Genomic DNA, 17,771 nt, shown 5'->3' on the forward strand with positions numbered 1-17,771 from the left:
TTTTACGGTTTAAATTGAATATCTTGCACAATGCGTTTAGCGGTAGAAATCGGCAATTGACCGATAAAGGTTATTTCTCTATTATTTTTGCTTTCGCTATAAATAGTTGTTGGACCTTGTCGCCAAGCATTTTCCTGTTCATCAGGAATAATACTTTCGGAAACATACACGGTAAAATAAAATAATCCATCGCTAAATAACTGGCTTTCTATACGATTACTCTCGTTCATCTCAATACTTTTATTTACTAATTTGAACCCTCTCGGCAACCAAGTCGGTTGCCAACTTAGTTTAATTTTTTGATGTTGAGTATTACTTTCGCTTAATAAGGGAGGAAAGGTCACGCTGTCTAAATAATGGGATAATTTTTCTAATCCATCGCCCACATACATATTTACCACGCGGAATTGATCTAACAAATTCCCTTCGCGATCTAACATGTCACTACGCAACAATAATTTACTGTTTTCATCAATAAACACTAAATATTGATAACGAAAATCATCTTTTGGCAAAATACGGATAGTTTGTACCACATGGTCAGCAACACGATTGCGCCCGATATTGACAAAATCGTAGTTTTCCGCCAAGGTATCCAAATTTATCCGCATAATAGTTGGAAGACTATCCACAATATGGTAACTGTTAATCGAAAATGACGGATAATTTGGTTGAAAATAACTTACTAAACCATCACGCTGTACAATTTCTTGCGGCACACCGTCCAAGGTGATTAATTGAGCATAGGTTTTGCCATTGATATGTAAATGACGATAGCGCAAGGATTCCATATTCACCGGTGTGGTTTGAACAAAAGCAATTTCGTAGTTTAATTGATTGGTCGCTTGGTTCATCTGCGCTAATAAGGTTTTAGGTTCAAATTTGTCTTCTGCGAAAGAAACCCCACAAACACCTAAGAACAAAGAAAGCGCGGTCAATTTTTGTAAAGCTTTTAACATCATAAACATAACCTATTGTATCTAAAGCAAATTCACCACCAAAATGGTGGTGAATTGCCAAATCGATGCAGTATTATTTTCCGTGTCTATTCAAACTCAAATCATCTGCATAAACACGGCGCTGTAATTCATAATTCTGCAACATGGAACTAATCTGTCTCTTTTTTTGCTCAATTTGCTCGGCGGTCACCACATCACGCGTCGGCGCATTGTAACTTACCTCTTGCACGGAATTATTAAACGGTAAGGTTTGTAAGACCGGATTGTCCACTGTGCTACTTGCATTATCCGTTGCATTGAAACTTTGCACGCCAAATACCGCGACCAAACACACAGATGCCGCTACCGCAACTTGCACCATTGGCGCCCAAAGCGATTTGAATTTCTGCATAAACGGTAGTTTTTCTACTTCAGCCGGTATCGGTTGAGAAACTATCGGTTTTGCTACCGCTGTTTCTTCTTGCGCAATCAGCACTTCCATCTTCGCAGTAAAATCTGTCCCTAACAGAACATCACTTTCTTGACGCATCACCGCACGAATGGCATGAAAATTTGCCCAAGATTGTTGTAACGCTTCATCTTGACAAAGTTTTTCCATCAATTCGTTACTTACGTTTTCACCGTCAATGTATGCTGAAAGTAACTCTTTTTGCATCTTAAACTCCAAGTTTGTTTGCCTTAGCGACATGTTTATTAGCGCTGTAACAAAGGTGTTATTTTTGTCTCAATAATTTCCCTTGCTCTAAAGATTCTCGAACGTACCGTTCCTACCGGGCAATCCATAATGTCAGCGATCTCTTCGTAGCTCAACCCTTCGATTTCACGTAAGGTAATGGCTGTTCTTAAATCTTCTTGTAAACCGTTAATGGTATCAAATACAATCTTTTTTAACTCACTGGATAACATTTCATTTTCGGGTGTATCCACATCCCGTAAATTTGTACCGACATCATAGGTTTCCGCCTCTTCTGCTAAAATATCTTCATTCGGCGGACGGCGCCCTTGTGCGCTCAGATAATTCTTTGCAGTATTGACTGCAATTCGATAAAGCCACGTGTAGAAAGCACTATCACCACGAAAAGAATCGATCGAGCGGTATGCTTTTATAAACGACTCTTGTACAACATCGGGAATATCATTTTGTGAAACGTAACGGGTCAACAACCCGGCCACTTTATTTTGATAACGCGATACCAATAGATTGAACGCTTTCTTATTTCCCTGCTGTACTCTTTCTACTAAAGCTTGATCCGTTAGCTGCTCAGACATATAACCTCTTATCACCCCTAACAAGCCTTAATATAAAGACAGCAAGCTCTTGCCTATAGTTAGACGGGACGAAATTCAAAAAGTTCAACGTTTTAAGAAAAATTGATCAATTTTGCAAATTTAATTTTTCTTGTATATAAGTTACCATTTCTTGTAATTCAAGATCGGATACCGGTATTCGATTAAAAAACCACGAAAATAACTGTAAATCCGAGCAAGCCAACAAACGTAAAAACACGTCTTTTTTCTCATCCGGCAACGCGTCAAAATGCAACAGAAAAAAAGGCATAATCACCTTATCCAACTCCAACATTCCCCGACGACAATCCCATTCAATGCGAAATTTATTGTATTTTTCCATACTTTGTTACCCAACAAGATCAAATCCAATCTCGGATTCAAAAAAATAACATCAATCCCCAGACCGCCACCACAATGCCCAGCGCAATAAATACTGCTGCCGAGCCTAAATCTTTCGCGCGACCGGATAATTCATGGTACTCTGTTCCAACCCGATCCACAACCGCTTCAATCGCGCTGTTTAACAACTCGACCACCAGCACCAACAGCACCGAACCAATCATCAGCGCCATCTCCACCTTATCCTCACCCAGCCAAATTGCCAGCGGAATTAAAATGACCGCCAAAGAAAGCTCATGACGAAAAGCCGCTTCATTTTTAACCGCACTTTTCAAGCCTTTTATCGAATAGCCGGTCGATTTAATTAAATGGGTCAAGCCCGTTGTTTTTTCCATATTTCCCTAAATTAAAGGCGTTTCGCCTCAATCACATCATCTAATTTTTCCAACCGAGCCAAAATTTTACTTAACATTTGTACATTATTCAGCTCAATTTCCATATTAATGGTCGCCAATTGTTTTTTGGTATCCGCACAACTGGAAACACCCAGCACGCTGATTTTTTCATTGGCAAGCACTGTGGTAATATCGCGCAACAATCCGTTACGATCACTTGCCACGATACGAATACTCAAACGAAATCCACTAGCGTAATTTTCACCCCAAATGGACTCCACCGCACGTTCCGGATGGGCTTTTTGCAGCTCCAAACTGCTCGCAATCGGTACGATGAATAGAAATACCGCGCCCCATAGTGATATAGCCCATGATATCATCCCCCGGAATTGGCTGACAACAGCGTGCAATATGGTGCATTAAATTTCCAACGCCTTCAACAATGACATAGCCTTTTTTCTCATTTTTTTGCTGTGAAACGATCGCACTTTTATGAGCAACATGGCGCAAAATTTCCTCGTCAGCTTCTTGTGCGGAAGATTTAATCAATTTATTTTGTAAAAAATTCACTAATTGATTTAAACGCACATCACCGCCACCAATACCGGCATATAAATCCTCGAGATGTTTCATGTTATAACGTGGCAGCGCATATTGCTCCACTTGCTTCAAGGAAATCCCCAAACGAGTGATCTCATTTTCCAGCAATTCTTTCCCCGCCGGAATATTTTTATCTCGATCTAATTTTTTAAACCAAGCTTGAATTTTCGCGCGCGCTTTGCCGGTGTGTGTAAAGCCTAAATTGGGATTGAGCCAGTCACGACTTGGATTCGGATTTTTTTGGGTAATCACTTCAATCTGATCGCCCATTTGCAATTGATAGGTAAAAGGAACAATACGCCCCGCCACTTTAGCGCCAATGCAACGATGCCCGATTTCGCTATGAATCGCATAAGCAAAATCCAGCGGTGTCGAACCGGTTGGCAAATCCACCACTTCCCCTTTCGGCGTAAACACATAAACCCGATCGTCAAACACCTGACTGCGCATCTCAGCCATCACATCACCGGAATCGGTAATATCATCTTGCCACGCCAATAATTTACGCAACCACGCAATTTTTTCCTCGTAACCCGAACGCCCCGCCACCCCTTCTTTATATTTCCAGTGCGCCGCCACGCCCAATTCCGCATCATCATGCATTTGTTGCGTACGAATTTGCACTTCCACCGGTTTGCCGCCTTGTCCCAAAACGACAGTATGGATGGATTGATAACCGTTCGGTTTCGGATTGGCAACATAATCATCAAATTCTTTCGGTAAATGTTTAAAATACGTATGCACAATGCCCAACGCAGAATAACAATCTTGCAGTTTTTGTACAATAATCCGCACCGCGCGCACATCATACAAATCGCCGAATTCCAAGTGTTTTTTCTGCATTTTACGCCAAATGCTATAAATATGTTTTGGACGCCCGTAAACTTCTACTTGGTCAATATTTTCTTTTAAATACGCCGTCAATTCCGTGACAAAATCGGCAATATATTTTTCTCGATCCAAACGACGCTCTTGCAGCAATTTCGCAATTGCGCGATATTGCTCCGGATGCAAATAACGAAAGCAATAATCTTCCAATTCCCATTTTAACTGCCCAATGCCCAAACGATTGGCAAGGGGCGCATAAATATTGGCGCATTCTTTTGCCGCCAACACTTTTTCTTCTTCCGAACAGTATTTTTCCGCATCACGCAAAAACGTAATCCGCTCCGCCAACTTGATAATCACGCAACGAAAATCATCCACCATAGCCAACAACATTCGGCGCACGTTATCCACCTGCAAACTGTTAGCAGAATTGACGTTAAGTTGACGAATATTATCCATCTCCATCACGCCTTTCACCAGTTTACCGATATTAGCGCCAAAATCATCCTTAAGGGTCGCTAAATCCACGATATTATTGCTGACAATCGGATACAACATGGCGGTTAACAAACTGTCTGCATCCATATTCAAACCGTGCAAAATCTCCACCATTTCAACACCGATTTGCAAATGACAACTGTTGTAGCTCACAGCCTCTTTGGCTTGAAACTCGCTGACTTTTTGCTGCGAATAATGCCATGCCAAAGCCAGTGCCTGCTCGACTTGCGGGGCAAGCCCCAATTCGGCACACCATTTTTCAATGACAAAATCCTTTGGATTTAACAAATGTGATCCGCGTACAGCAACCATATTAATTTCCTACCGTGTTTTTTCAAATAAACTGATGGATTCTAAATGCGCCGTATTCGGAAACATATCAACCATTGCTACTTTGCGCAAAAGATAACCCGCCTCAAGTAAAATCGCGGCATCACGTACCAATGTCGCCGGATTGCAAGAAACGTAAAGTATTTTTTCCGCCCGCACTTGCATCATCACGCTCAACGCAAACGCTGCCCCGCCACGCGCCGGATCGAGCAAGATTTTATTAAACTGTTGCCTCGCCCAAGGCTGTTCGACAAAGGGCTTTTCAAGATCGCTTTGATAAAATTGGACATTGTGACAATGGTTTTGTTCCGCATTTTGCCGCGCCCGTACCACCATCTCTGAAACGCCCTCAATTCCGACCGCACTTTTCACACGCTTACTTAATGGCAATGTGAAATTTCCCATTCCGCAAAACAAATCCAACACCTCATCTTGCGCACTCAACGCCAACCAATCCAACGCAGTATCGATCATTTGCTGATTAAGCGACGCATTAACTTGAATAAAATCGCGAATATCAAAATATAAGCGCGTGCCATCTTTGAGCTGATAATAGGGAAACTCGCCATAAACATGCTTAATCTCGTAGTCATCTTGCACAAATAACATCAATTGATGCGCTTGCGCAAACCGCAACAATAAAGTGCGGTCAATTTCCGCCATATTTTGCATATAACGCAGCAACATTGCCACACCATTATCCGCCGCCACCAATTCCACATGCCCCAACTGTTTGGGCGTTGACCATTGAGCCAAAAGTGCGGTCACTTTTTCCAATAATTCATTTAATGGCGACACCAACACCTCGCAACGACGGATATTCACAATATCCGCTGAGCGTTTTTGACGAAATCCCATCACCAATTGGCGAGTTTTCGGCTCATAGCGCAAACTCAAGCGCACACGCCGACGATAATGCCATTGCGCGCCGACCATCATAGGTTGAAAATCAATCGGCGCCGCCTGCAAACAACTTAGGCGTTGAAACAAGGTTTTTTGTTTACTTTCGTGCTGCAACGCCAAAGGAATATGCTGACTTTGGCAACCGCCACATTGTTGATAATAGGGGCATTTGGGCGTTTGGCGCAATGCACTGACGCGCAAAATCCGTTGCGCTTTCCCCATACCGAATTGGCGTTTTTCTTCCACCGACGCGACCATCACTCGTTCTTGCGGCAAAGCGTTTTCGATAAACCACGTTTTGCCGCCAACTTTCGCCACGCCAAAACCCTGATAATCTAAATCCACAATATCCGCTTCAAAGTGCAGTTCTTTTTTCGCTTGTTTTTTAGGGGTATAAAGTAAAACCATGTTATTTCAAATATAAAATATTTTGCGTAAATAATTCGCGACTTTTCAAAGGTTTATTGCCCAAATAGCGTTTTAAGGCTATGCGACTAAAGCGTTTCGCCGCTTGCAATACCTCAGGATCGGCAAAATCCAAACGATCAAATGCCAATAATTCACGCCCATAAAAGGTCAAATTATCGCGAATTAAGGAAGCGATAAAGCCTTTTTCTTCTCGATAGCGATAGGTCATATCAGCATCTACCGGCTGCCCGGAACCGGCACAACGACAAAAATCAATGCCGTAGCCTAAGGTTCGCAGCAAACGAAATTCAAAGGTCCTTAAACTGGATTCAAGCAAATGTGGCGCACTAGCTAAATCGGTTAAACATTGCAAATAATCTTGGAACAAAGAGGCATAGGCAGTTTCCGGCTCCAACAGACGAACCAGTAATTCATTGATATAAAAACCGCTGTACAACGCTTTCGGTTGGAGGGGCAACGCAATAGATGCCGGTTCGGCTTTGGATAAGGTTTTTAACCCGCCTTTTCCCGACCAATGCAACAACAGCGGCGTAAAGGGTTGCAATACACTTTTCAACGACGAACGCTTGGTTCTTGCCCCTTTGGCAATAACCGTCAGCCGCCCAGTTTCTTCCGTGAATAAATCCACTAACAAACTGGTTTCGCTATAAGCTCGTCGATGTAACACAAACCCTCTTTTTAAACTGATTTGCGCCTGCCAATGTCCGATAAGGTTGCCTCGCTACAAGGTTATTTAACATTTGCTTATTTTAACAGATTTTTCACCGTTCTTCGGTCATTCCTGTCATTTATTTTAATAACCAAAATGCATATTAATTCGCAAAAAATTATTAGCTTATTCTAAGTGCTTTTGATAAAAATTGTAGACCATTTTTATCATTGATTGGAGAATATTTTCTATGATTTTAACCGGATTACTTACCGGAATTTTGCTCGGTTTTGTGATGCAACGCGGTCGCTTTTGTATCACCGGCGCATTCCTTGATCTGTATGTCACTAAAAGCAACAAAATGTTCATTGCCTTATTAATCGCTATCAGCATTCAATCCATTGGCTTTTTTGCCTTAAAAGAAGTAGGGGTGTTAGCGGTTGAACCGGCAGAAAAATTAGCCTTTTTCGCTGTATTAATTGGTGCCTTTTTATTCGGTATCGGTATCGTTCTCGCCGGCGGTTGCGCCACGGGAACTTGGTATCGTGCCGGTGAAGGCTTGATCGGCAGCTGGGTTGCCTTAGCAACCTATATGCTTTTAAGCGCCGTGATGCGCACCGGTCCGTTAGGCGAATTTAATCAAGCGTTACGTGCTGAACATATTGAGCATACCACCATTTACGGAAGTTTCGGTATTTCGCCTTGGTGGTTAGTCGGCTTATTAAGTGCGGTGACTTTATGCTATGTTTTCAAACAATTATCCAAACCGAAAGTCAAACTTACCACCTTAAAACCGAAAAAAACCGGCTTAGCACAGATTTTATTTAAAAAACGCTGGGATCCTTTCGTTACCGCTGTTTTAGTCGGTCTGATCGCCCTTGCCGCCTGGCCATTGAGTATTGCCACCGGTCGCGATTCCGGTTTGGGCATTACGAGTCCATCCGCCAATATCATACAATATTTGGTCACCGGCGATGACAAATTCCTTAACTGGGGCGTATTCTTGGTATTAGGTATTTTCTGCGGCTCCTTTATCGCCGCCAAAGGCAGCAACGAATTCCGCTTCCGCGTGCCGGATGTGGCCACCATGCTACGCAGTGCTGCCGGTGGCGTGTTAATGGGCGTCGGCGCGACATTAGCCGGCGGCTGTTCTATCGGTAACGGATTGGTGGAAACCGCGTTCTTCTCTTGGCAAGGTTGGTTATCCTTACCTGTTATGATCGTCGGAACTTGGGTCGCCGCCTATTTCACCATTATTCGTCCGCAACAATTCCGTTTGCGTTTAGCGCAAGCTCAATAGATAATAACAAGAAAAGGAGAGAAGGGAAAATTATGATCGTTAAATTAGAAACTGCGGGTTTAGTCTGCCCATTCCCATTAGTGGAAGCCAAACAAGTAATGGCACAATTACATAAAGGTGACGGATTGGAAATCGAATTTGACTGCACCCAAGCCACCGAAGCTATTCCAAGCTGGGCGGCAGAAGAAGGTTATGAAGTAACCAATTTTGAACAAATTGATGACGCCAAATGGACTATCACCGTCATTAAATAACCCTCAAGACAAATTAAGCAAAAGTGCGGTAATTTCTACCGCGCTTTTTATTTTCTGTTATGATACGCATAAAATCACGGAAACCATCAGTTATTATGAGAATACCAAGAATTTACCATCCAACACCGTTAATACAACAAAAAAACTGTCAATTAAGCGAAGATGCCGTCAATCATGTTGGACGGGTATTGCGTATGCAAACGGGAGAACGCCTTGAATTATTTGATGGCAGCAACCATATTTATCCGGCAGTGATTACGCAAGTCAGCAAAAAAGCGGTTGAAGTGGAAATTCTAGGTAATGAATATCGTTCATGCGAAAGCCCATTATTTATCCATTTAGGGCAAGTGATTTCCCGTGGCGATCGCATGGAGTTTACCATTCAAAAATCCGTGGAATTGGGCGTAAACCTGATTACGCCATTATGGTCAGAGCGCTGTGGTGTCAAATTAGATACCCAACGGATAGAGAAAAAAATCCAACAGTGGCAAAAAATCGCTATTTCTGCTTGTGAACAATGTGGGCGCAATGTCATCCCTGAAATTCGCCCAATGATGAAATTATCGGATTGGTGTGCAGAGCAAGATGGAAGTCTAAAATTAAATTTACACCCGCGCGCTGCCCATTCTATTCGTACATTGCCCCATATTCCCGCAGCCGGCTTGCGATTGCTGATTGGCTCGGAAGGCGGATTATCACCGCAAGAAATTCAACAAACCGAGCAACAAGGATTTACCGACGTGTTGTTAGGACAACGTATTTTACGCACCGAGACCGCCGCTTTAGTTGCTATTAGCGCGCTGCAAGTGTGTTTTGGTGATTTAACATAATTTTATTTTTTGGAAAGCAACCCGAATTAATTGGTTAAGGAGCAATAATGGAACTACAAAATCATTTTTTGATTGCCATGCCACATTTAAATGATGACTATTTTCACCGTGCGGTAATCTATGTGTGTGAGCATAATGAACAAGGCTCCATGGGTCTGATGATCACACAACCCACCGATTTAAGCATTGCCGAACTTTGCGCCAAAATGAATTTCTTAATGGCAGATCGTCGCCATTATCCCGATAAATTGATCTTATCCGGTGGACCGGTTAACCTTGAACGCGGTTTTATTTTGCATACACCAACCAAACAAGCCTTTCAGCACAGTTACAAAATCAGCGATCAATTAACGCTCACTACTTCGGCTGACGTTTTACAAACCTTCGGCACCGCAGCACAACCAGAACAATATTTGGTCACACTAGGCTGCGCCAGTTGGTCACCAAACCAATTGGAAAATGAAATTACCAATAACGATTGGTTGGTCGTCCCTGCCAATGAACAAATCTTGTTTCATACTCCTTATGAAAACCGTTGGCTGGAAGCGCAATTATTATTGGGTATTCAACATCATCATTTGGCATATCAAGCGGGGCATTGTTAATGGGATTTACCGCATTAGCCTTTGATTTCGGCACCAAAAGTATCGGCTGCGCCGTCGGACAAAGCATCACAGGTACAGCACAAGCCTTGCCGGCATTCAAAGCGCAAGATGGCATTCCTAATTGGCAACACATTGAAAAATGTTTACGGGAATGGAAACCGCAAGTGGTAGTGGTAGGTCTTCCGCTCAATATGGACGGGAGCGAACAGGATTTAACCCGACGCGCAAAAAAATTCGCCCAACGCTTACGCGGACGCTTCGGAGTCAATGTGGTATTACAAGATGAACGCCTTACCACCACCGAAGCTCGTGCTGAAATATTCCAACGTGGCGGCTTTAAAGCCCTAAACAAAAGCAAAATCGACGGAATTTCCGCTTGCTTAATTTTAGAAAGCTGGTTTGAAAATGGTGTGAAAACAATAAAACAACTGCAAATTTAACCGCACTTTTCCTTTCCCTCCTTTTCACCGCCGGCACAAGTCAGCATTGCAAGGAAAATTTGCTCTGTTTGAGTTTGAAGTAAAAAAATCTGCACCTTAATCAGTTGGTTGTTTAGTCCGACTTTTGGGGGCAGATCATGCTATGCTTTTTTGTGGATTATTTTTTATTTCTCCTGCGGTACCGTGATTAATTCAGGCTCTTTTGGTTTTTCTACTTCATCAAAATGTTTGCCTTGGTTGGCTTGGATTAAGATTTCCGTTTGGTTTGCCAATCGGGTTAAATTCATTTTTTCATAAGCTTCTTTCATCAACGGTAGCGCATCTAACGTTGCTTGTGTGTCAGGATATTGACGTAACATGCCCACCACGCGGTTGACAACCGCTACGTGTGCGTTGCGTTTAGCATAAAATTTAGCAATCGCCAACTCGTGACGTGCGAGGCTGGCTTTGATATATGCCATACGCGCAACCGCATCCGGTGCATAAACACTATTCGGGAAATGTTTCACCAAATTTTGGAAATTAGCAAAAGCGGTTTTGATCGAGGAGCTTTCACGAGTAGCACGATCAACACCAAAAAAATCTTGAATAAAATTATCCCCTAAGGCGGAATTGGTTAACCCTGCCATATAAATAACATAATCTAAATTCGGGCTGTTTGGATGCATTTGCAAGAAACGATCAGCAGTAACCAATGTTTTAGTGTAATCTTGTGATTTGTAATAGGCGTAAATCAAATTAAGCTGGGCTTGTTCGCTGTAAGCGGTTCCCGGGAAGCGGGTATTGACCGCGTCTAAATAGCGAATGGCTTGTGAATAATCTGCATTTTGCAAATAGGTTTGACCTTTATTATAAAGCTCTTGTTCCGAGCCTTGATCTACTGCTTTGTTGGAACTTGAACAGGCACTGATTGCCAAAGCCGCTAATGCAACGAGGGTAAGCGATTTTAATTTACGCATTGGTTGATCCTTATTTTTTACGTGCAATGATAAATGAGTTACAATTATCCGATATTTTATATAACATTGCTAAATAAGCAAACTATTCACGGATTTTTTTATTTATGGCACAACTTATTTTGTCGGCTGAAATCCGACCTGAACAAATGGGACAACGATTAGACCAAACTTTGGCGGAATTGTTCCCCGACTATTCCCGCTCGCGACTAAAAACTTGGATCGAAGGCGATTTGGTATTGGTTAACGGGCAAATCAACAAGGTGCCAAGGAGCAAAGTCTATGGCGGTGAACAGGTGGAAATCACGGTGGAAGTGGATGATGAGACCCGCTTTGAAGCGGAAAATATTCCGCTGGATATCGTCTATGAAGACGAACATATTTTGGTGATCAATAAGCCGAAAGATTTTGTGGTTCACCCCGGCGCCGGCAATCCGAAAGGCACGGTATTAAATGCGCTACTTTATCATTATCCTGAAATTGCAGAAGTACCGCGCGCCGGCATTGTGCACCGCTTGGATAAAGACACTACGGGCTTGATGGTGGTAGCAAAAACCATTCCGGCGCAAACCAAATTGGTGCGCGATTTGCAAAAACGTAAAATTACCCGTGAATATGAAGCCATTGCCAGCGGTATTATGACCAAAGGTGGTACAGTAGATCAACCCATGGCACGCCATCCAACTAAACGTACTCATATGGCGGTACATCCTTTGGGTAAACCGGCAGTAACCCATTATCGGATTATGGAGCGTTTTCGCGATTACACGCGTTTACGTTTGCGTCTTGAAACCGGTCGTACCCATCAAATTCGGGTACATATGGCACACATCGCCCATCCATTACTTGGCGATCAAACCTATGGCGGACGTCCACGCCCGCCGAAAAACGCCGGCGAGGAATTAATGCGCGTAATGCGTGAATTTAAACGCCAAGCGTTGCACGCAGTAATGTTGCGTTTGGCGCATCCAATTAGCGGCGAGATGATGGATTGGTTCGCACCATTGCCGGCGGATTTCGTTGAATTAATCGGTGCCTTAAAAGCTGATTATCAGTTACATAAGGACGAATTGGACTATTAATATGAAATACTTAACCCCAACTTGGCAAGCCCCCAAAAACGTCCGCGCCTTGATGACCTTGCGTCAAGGAGGATACAGCCAAGCGCCTTATGACAGTTTTAATTTGGGTGATCATGTGGGTGACGAAAAAAGTGCGGTCAAAAATAACCGCACTTTATTAACTGAACAATTCGGCTTGCCACAATATCCGGTTTTTCTGACGCAAACCCACAGCACCAAGGTGCTACATTTGCCTTATGACGGAAAAAATCTCAATGCGGATGCGACTTATACCCATCAGCCCAAACAAGTATGTTTAGTGATGACCGCCGATTGTTTGCCAGTGTTGTTCACTAACCGACAAGGCAGTGAAGTCGCCGCGGCTCACGCCGGTTGGCGCGGGTTGTGTGACGGTATTTTGGAGCAAACGCTAAATTGTTTTCAATCGCCCAAAGAGGACATTATGGCATGGTTCGGCGCGGCTATCGGTCCGAGCGCCTTTCAAGTGAGCGAAGACGTGGTGGCGCAATTTGTGGCACATAATCCGCAAGCTCAACAAGCTTTTCTCCCTGATCCTAACGCCTCGGGGAAATATTTAGGCAATCTCTACCAACTTGCCCGTCAACGTCTCAACGCCTTGGGCGTGATGCAAATTAGCGGCGGAGAGCATTGTACCTATTTAGATCAGCGACAATTTTTCTCTTATCGTCGAGAGAAACGAACAGGAAGAATGGCATCATTAATTTGGTTTGAATAAACAAGATATTTATAGATAAAAAATATCCTTCTTGATCAGAGGGATATTAACAAAAAAGCGGAAAAATTGACCGCCCTTTACTAGAGTATTCACCCAAGTTACGATTTTTTCTTCAATTTTGACCAGACTTTATCTTCTTGTCCGCGCCATAGACGTTGGATATTGTCGTGATGACGGTAAATCAATAAACAACATACCAACGCAACGGGAAAGGTAAATTCCGGTTTGAACCACCACACATAAAACGGGACTAACAAGGCGGTCACCACAGCACTTAAAGAAGAATAGCCACTGATCACAAAAACAAACAACCAAGTGCCAATCATACTACCGGCAACACTCCAAGCAATCGGCGCAATAGCACCAAAAGCGGTGGCAACGCCCTTTCCGCCTTTGAATTTAAAGAAAATCGGAAAAATGTGCCCCAAACACGCCCCTAATGCGACCATCCCCAGTTCAAACTGAGTTAATCCAAGATAGTAACCGCCCCAGACCGGCAACATCCCCTTTAAAATATCAAACAACAATACCGCCAACGCTGCCCAGCGACCGCCAATGCGTAGCACATTGGTAGCACCAGGATTGTGCGAACCGCTTTCTCTCGGATCCGGCAAACCTGCCATTTTGCAGAATAAAATCGCACTTGATATGGATCCTAACAAATAGGCAAATAACATATAAAAAAGCGCAAAAATACTCATCGTCGATCCTTTTGTCATGAAAAAGAAAAAAATTTGTTCGTCTATTCTACAGAAAAGCGCATAAACTTGATAGCATAATACACATTATGCTAAATATATTAGGGGAGTTATCAAATGGATCGCATTTTTATTGAGGGATTAATCGTTTTTGCACAAATCGGCGTTTACGATTGGGAACAGCAAATTAAGCAAAGATTGGTATTTGATTTAGAAATGGCATGGGATAGCAAAAAAGCGGCACAAACGGATAACGTCATTTATTGCTTAAATTATGCACAAGTCAGCGAATTTATTATTGATTATGTACAATCCAGACCCTTTTTGTTAATTGAACGGGTAGCGTATGAAGTGGCGGAAGCGCTACAACAGCGCTTTGCAATTCCTTGGATAAAGCTCAAACTGAGTAAACCTAAAGCAGTAGCGCAGGCAAATAATGTCGGTATTATCATAGAAAAAGGACAGTTACCATAATTGCTTAATTCTTGTACATTATTTTAGGCGAAAGATTGTATGTTTACTATATTATCGGCACCATCTTAATTGTGATCGGATTATTGCTGTGTAACCGCAACCAGTTGAGATAATTCATTAATTTCTACGGTGGGTAATAAACGCGCCTCGCTAAACGTGGCAATGGTCTCGCCGGATAAATTGATCCACACTGCTTGGCATCCCGCTTGCAACGCGCCCTGTACATCGGTGATCAAATTATCGCCCACGTGCAAAATATCCTGTGGCGTAATGTTTAACGTCGTTGCACAATGATGAAACATATCAGGGTGTGGCTTAGCACGGAAATGCCCGTTGGGATAGGCTTCGCCGGCGCGAAAATAATGATCAAAATAATGCAAGCCGATACGTTTTGGATCTACGTTACCGTTCGTGATCGCAATTAACGGATAATAGGGTTTAAGTGCGGTCAATATTTCCACCGTTTCACGCGGCAATTGAATTTTATTGCGCCATTCAAAGAAAATTGCCATGGCTTGCTGACAAATTTGCGTAATTTCGACCGTACTTTTTTGCTGAAATTGTAGCAAAGCGGTCAAGGTTTCTGCTCGCCAAGCAGTCACATCATGAGTTAAATGGGGAAATTGTTGTGCCATACAATTGCGCCAAGATTGCCAATATTCTTGATTAAATTCAGCAATTTTGCCACGTTTTTTCACATAATCAATAAAGTACCATTCCGCTTGGCGAATGATCTCGCGGTTATCATATAGCGTATCGTCCAAATCAAAACTGATAGCGCGAAAAGGCTGCAAAGAGCGGTAAAATTTCATGAGATGTTCCTATTTTTTCGCTTTGCACGTGGATGAGCCGCATCATAAACTTGCGCAAGATGTTGAAAATTAAGATGGGTGTAAATTTGCGTACTGGACAAATTACTATGTCCGAGCAATTCTTGCACCGCACGCAAATCCGAACTGTTTTCCAGCATATGGGTTGCAAAGGAATGGCGTAATTTATGTGGGTTAAGATGGCTGTTTAAACCTTGACGAATACCCCAGATTTCAAGGCGCTTTTGAATTGCTCGTTGCGTCAATCGATTGCCGAGCTGGCTGACAAAAAGTGCTTCATTTTTTGGATTAAATAATGACCGTACTTTTAACCATTGTTGAATGGCGTGAGAAGCATAACGCCCGAAAGGTAAGATGCGTTCTTTGTTCCCTTTTCCCAGCACACGTACCTCACGAGATCGCGTGTTAATATTACTTAAATTTAGGCCTTGCAATTCAGATAGGCGCAATCCGGAGCTGTACATCAACTCCATCATTGCACGATCACGAATATCGATCGGCTCTTTGCTATCATTTGCTAACAATTGCTGTACTTGCTCCGCATCAATATTTTTCGGCAAATGCTTCGCTTGTTTGGGCGCAGAAATGCTCACAGCGGGGTTAACCGCTAACACGCCTTGCCGGACTAAATATGCTAAAAATTGGCGCAACGCCGACAACCGCAACGCTAAACTTTTTCCTTTAATCCGTCCTTTTTGCTTTGCGCCAACACAAAACGTACTACACTCGGCGTCATTTGTTGCCATTGGTGAATATCGTTTTGCTGCAAAATTGCGCATATTGCATCCAATTGATATTGATAATTCGCCAAGGTATATGAGCTTAATTGGCGCTCAATTTTAAGGTAATTCAAATATTGATGTAGTAACGTTTGCATTAGCCGTTGTCCATGTAATTTGCCATCCAGTGTTAAATGTTTCTCCACAATCCTGACTAGATATTTTATAAGAATAACGCTCGTCGAGAGTAGGTTGCTTGTCTCATGATCATTGAATAACAGAATGTTAACTTGTGCTACAAAATCATTTTTTACCCATAATATTTATCAAACTAAAGCCGAATAACGCCATCGTAAATATGCGTGGCATCACCAGTCATATAAAGTGGTGAACCAACCCCTTTCCATTCAATCATTAAGCTGCCGCCCGGCAAATCAACTTGCACGCTATTATCCAGCAAACCTTGCATAATACCAATCGCTACCGCTGCACAAGCACCGCTGCCGCAAGCTTGAGTCTCTCCGGCGCCACGCTCATAAACCCGTAATTTAATATATTGACGATTCATCACTTGCATAAATCCGGCATTCACACGTTCCGGAAAACGTTCATGATTTTCCAATAAAGGCCCAAGTTCGGTAACATTAGCAGTAGCAATATCGTCAACCTGAACAACGCAGTGCGGATTACCCATTGATACAGCGCCACAAAGTACGGTTTGAATGTCTGTGCGCAAAATATAATTTTTTTCAAATTTATTAGCAATAAATGGAATTTTTGCCGGCTCCCAAATAGGCTCGCCCATATTCACGCGAACCATTCCATCATCTTTAACACTTAAAATCATTTTTCCGTTTGCGGTACTAACCGCAATATCTTTTTTGTTGGTCAAACCTTTGAGTGTTACAAAACGAGCAAAACAACGTGCACCATTGCCACATTGCGCTACCTCGGTACCATCCGCGTTGAAAATGCGGTAATGAAAATCTAATTCCGGATCATAAGGCGGTTCCACAATCAATAATTGATCAAAACCAATTCCGCAATGGCGATCTGCTAATTTTTTGATGGTTTCCGTTGGAAAATAAACATTTTGGGTCACGGCATCAACGACAACAAAATCATTGCCTAAACCGTGCATTTTAGAAAACTGCATTGTACTACCTTTAAAACTCGTAAACACTCCTTGCATTATAATCAGCAAGTTTTAGAGAGTAAACAAAGTTTAAAGAATAAAAATAAGTAATAATATGTTGAAATAACGAGAAAATATGTCATATGGCAGGGGCGGAGAGGCTCGAACTCCCAACACCCGGTTTTGGAGACCGGTGCTCTACCAATTGAACTACGCCCCTATTGGTATGAAAGGATTGGCGGAATGGACGGGACTCGAACCCGCGACCCCCTGCGTGACAGGCAGGTATTCTAACCAGCTGAACTACCACTCCGCTAAATTTGGTATTTGGCAGTGTCCTACTCTCACATGGGGATACCCCACACTACCATCGGCGTTACAGCGTTTCACTTCTAAGTTCGGCATGGAATTAGGTGGTCCCACTGCACTATTGCTGCCAAAAAATTTTTATTTGTTAACCTACTCTATAATAAATAGGCTAACAAAATAATG

The 17,771-nt window shown here is 42.7% G+C and carries 19 protein-coding genes, 2 tRNA genes, 1 rRNA gene and 2 pseudogenes; 8 read left to right on the plus strand and 16 right to left on the minus strand.

The features are described from left to right. Nucleotides 1–2: 2 nt before the first annotated feature. From rseB to recO, 8 genes and pseudogenes are all read right to left on the minus strand, one after another. Nucleotides 3–959, minus strand: a complete 957-nt coding sequence (gene rseB, locus CFY87_RS08155) for a sigma-E factor regulatory protein RseB (RefSeq protein ID WP_094946730.1) — start codon at nt 957–959, stop codon at nt 3–5. A gap of 73 nt (nt 960–1,032) precedes the next feature. Further along, nucleotides 1,033–1,614, minus strand: a complete 582-nt coding sequence (locus CFY87_RS08160; protein WP_094946708.1) for a sigma-E factor negative regulatory protein — start codon at nt 1,612–1,614, stop codon at nt 1,033–1,035. A gap of 38 nt (nt 1,615–1,652) precedes the next feature. Further along, nucleotides 1,653–2,228, minus strand: coding sequence for an RNA polymerase sigma factor RpoE (rpoE, locus tag CFY87_RS08165; protein WP_094946709.1), 576 nt, complete (start codon nt 2,226–2,228; stop codon nt 1,653–1,655). A 106-nt stretch (nt 2,229–2,334) separates the two neighbouring features. Beyond that, nucleotides 2,335–2,589 (minus strand): FAD assembly factor SdhE, encoded by a 255-nt coding sequence (locus CFY87_RS08170; protein WP_094946710.1) that lies wholly within the window; start codon nt 2,587–2,589, stop codon nt 2,335–2,337. Between the two features lie 37 nt (nt 2,590–2,626). Beyond that, on the minus strand, nt 2,627–2,983 hold the full coding sequence (locus CFY87_RS08175) for a diacylglycerol kinase (protein ID WP_094946711.1): 357 nt from the start codon (nt 2,981–2,983) through the stop codon (nt 2,627–2,629). Between the two features lie 11 nt (nt 2,984–2,994). Continuing rightward, nucleotides 2,995–5,221 (minus strand): annotated as a pseudogene (gene relA, locus CFY87_RS08180) (GTP diphosphokinase). Between the two features lie 9 nt (nt 5,222–5,230). After that, nucleotides 5,231–6,550: a 23S rRNA (uracil(1939)-C(5))-methyltransferase RlmD gene (gene rlmD, locus CFY87_RS08185; RefSeq protein ID WP_094946712.1), complete on the minus strand. Its 1,320-nt coding sequence runs from the start codon at nt 6,548–6,550 to the stop codon at nt 5,231–5,233. A gap of 1 nt (nt 6,551) precedes the next feature. Further along, complete coding sequence (gene recO / locus CFY87_RS08190) at nt 6,552–7,259, minus strand: DNA repair protein RecO (protein ID WP_094946713.1); 708 nt, start codon at nt 7,257–7,259, stop codon at nt 6,552–6,554. A 211-nt stretch (nt 7,260–7,470) separates the two neighbouring features. Between recO and CFY87_RS08195 the strand changes: the two genes are divergently transcribed. The 5 genes from CFY87_RS08195 to ruvX all read left to right on the plus strand — a co-directional run bounded on the left by CFY87_RS08195 (nt 7,471) and on the right by ruvX (nt 10,649). Continuing rightward, complete coding sequence (locus CFY87_RS08195) at nt 7,471–8,520, plus strand: YeeE/YedE family protein (protein ID WP_094946714.1); 1,050 nt, start codon at nt 7,471–7,473, stop codon at nt 8,518–8,520. A 32-nt stretch (nt 8,521–8,552) separates the two neighbouring features. Beyond that, nucleotides 8,553–8,774 (plus strand): sulfurtransferase TusA family protein, encoded by a 222-nt coding sequence (locus CFY87_RS08200; protein WP_094946715.1) that lies wholly within the window; start codon nt 8,553–8,555, stop codon nt 8,772–8,774. Between the two features lie 95 nt (nt 8,775–8,869). Continuing rightward, nucleotides 8,870–9,604 (plus strand): 16S rRNA (uracil(1498)-N(3))-methyltransferase, encoded by a 735-nt coding sequence (rsmE, locus tag CFY87_RS08205; RefSeq protein ID WP_094946716.1) that lies wholly within the window; start codon nt 8,870–8,872, stop codon nt 9,602–9,604. Nucleotides 9,605–9,651: 47 nt separating this feature from the next. Then, nucleotides 9,652–10,209 carry a YqgE/AlgH family protein gene (locus CFY87_RS08210; protein ID WP_094946717.1) on the plus strand — a complete coding sequence of 186 codons (558 nt, stop codon included), beginning with the start codon at nt 9,652–9,654 and terminating at the stop codon, nt 10,207–10,209. Then, nucleotides 10,209–10,649, plus strand: coding sequence for a Holliday junction resolvase RuvX (gene ruvX, locus CFY87_RS08215; RefSeq protein WP_094946718.1), 441 nt, complete (start codon nt 10,209–10,211; stop codon nt 10,647–10,649). The genes CFY87_RS08210 and ruvX overlap by 1 nt, the downstream gene beginning before the upstream one ends. Before the next feature lie 164 nt (nt 10,650–10,813). Here ruvX and CFY87_RS08220 read toward each other — a convergent pair whose 3' ends face one another. Continuing rightward, nucleotides 10,814–11,608, minus strand: coding sequence for an outer membrane protein assembly factor BamD (locus CFY87_RS08220; protein WP_094946719.1), 795 nt, complete (start codon nt 11,606–11,608; stop codon nt 10,814–10,816). Nucleotides 11,609–11,712: 104 nt separating this feature from the next. On the opposite strand from CFY87_RS08220, the gene rluD reads away from it, so the two are divergent. Both rluD and pgeF read left to right on the plus strand, forming a co-directional pair. Beyond that, entirely contained in the window at nt 11,713–12,687 is a 975-nt protein-coding gene (gene rluD / locus CFY87_RS08225; protein WP_094946720.1) for a 23S rRNA pseudouridine(1911/1915/1917) synthase RluD, read from the plus strand. A gap of 1 nt (nt 12,688) precedes the next feature. Beyond that, the gene (gene pgeF / locus CFY87_RS08230) at nt 12,689–13,423 is read left to right on the plus strand and encodes a peptidoglycan editing factor PgeF (protein ID WP_094946721.1); all 735 of its coding nucleotides are present in this window, start codon (nt 12,689–12,691) and stop codon (nt 13,421–13,423) included. A 98-nt stretch (nt 13,424–13,521) separates the two neighbouring features. Here the strand turns inward: pgeF and plsY are convergent, their stop codons facing one another. Beyond that, nucleotides 13,522–14,124 (minus strand): glycerol-3-phosphate 1-O-acyltransferase PlsY, encoded by a 603-nt coding sequence (plsY, locus tag CFY87_RS08235; RefSeq protein WP_094946722.1) that lies wholly within the window; start codon nt 14,122–14,124, stop codon nt 13,522–13,524. Between the two features lie 114 nt (nt 14,125–14,238). On the opposite strand from plsY, the gene folB reads away from it, so the two are divergent. Then, nucleotides 14,239–14,595, plus strand: coding sequence for a dihydroneopterin aldolase (folB, locus tag CFY87_RS08240; RefSeq protein WP_094946723.1), 357 nt, complete (start codon nt 14,239–14,241; stop codon nt 14,593–14,595). Between the two features lie 80 nt (nt 14,596–14,675). On the opposite strand, the gene CFY87_RS08245 is transcribed toward folB, so the two are convergent. The 6 genes and pseudogenes from CFY87_RS08245 to rrf all read right to left on the minus strand — a co-directional run bounded on the left by CFY87_RS08245 (nt 14,676) and on the right by rrf (nt 17,720). Continuing rightward, nucleotides 14,676–15,407: an HAD-IA family hydrolase gene (locus CFY87_RS08245; RefSeq protein WP_094946724.1), complete on the minus strand. Its 732-nt coding sequence runs from the start codon at nt 15,405–15,407 to the stop codon at nt 14,676–14,678. Further along, nucleotides 15,404–16,302: pseudogene (gene xerC / locus CFY87_RS08250) on the minus strand (tyrosine recombinase XerC). The gene CFY87_RS08245 and the pseudogene xerC overlap by 4 nt, the downstream one beginning before the upstream one ends. Nucleotides 16,303–16,475: 173 nt before the next feature. Continuing rightward, nucleotides 16,476–17,300 (minus strand): diaminopimelate epimerase, encoded by an 825-nt coding sequence (gene dapF, locus CFY87_RS08255; RefSeq protein WP_094946725.1) that lies wholly within the window; start codon nt 17,298–17,300, stop codon nt 16,476–16,478. Between the two features lie 123 nt (nt 17,301–17,423). Continuing rightward, nucleotides 17,424–17,499 (minus strand) — tRNA-Trp (locus tag CFY87_RS08260). A 16-nt stretch (nt 17,500–17,515) separates the two neighbouring features. After that, nucleotides 17,516–17,592 (minus strand) — tRNA-Asp (locus tag CFY87_RS08265). A gap of 12 nt (nt 17,593–17,604) precedes the next feature. Then, a 5S ribosomal RNA gene (rrf, locus tag CFY87_RS08270) occupies nt 17,605–17,720 on the minus strand. Between the last annotated feature and the right edge of the window lie 51 nt (nt 17,721–17,771).

Origin of the sequence: Actinobacillus seminis, assembly GCF_002263215.1 — a bacterium.
In the GTDB taxonomy this organism is placed as follows: Bacteria; Pseudomonadota; Gammaproteobacteria; order Enterobacterales; family Pasteurellaceae; genus Actinobacillus_B; species Actinobacillus_B seminis.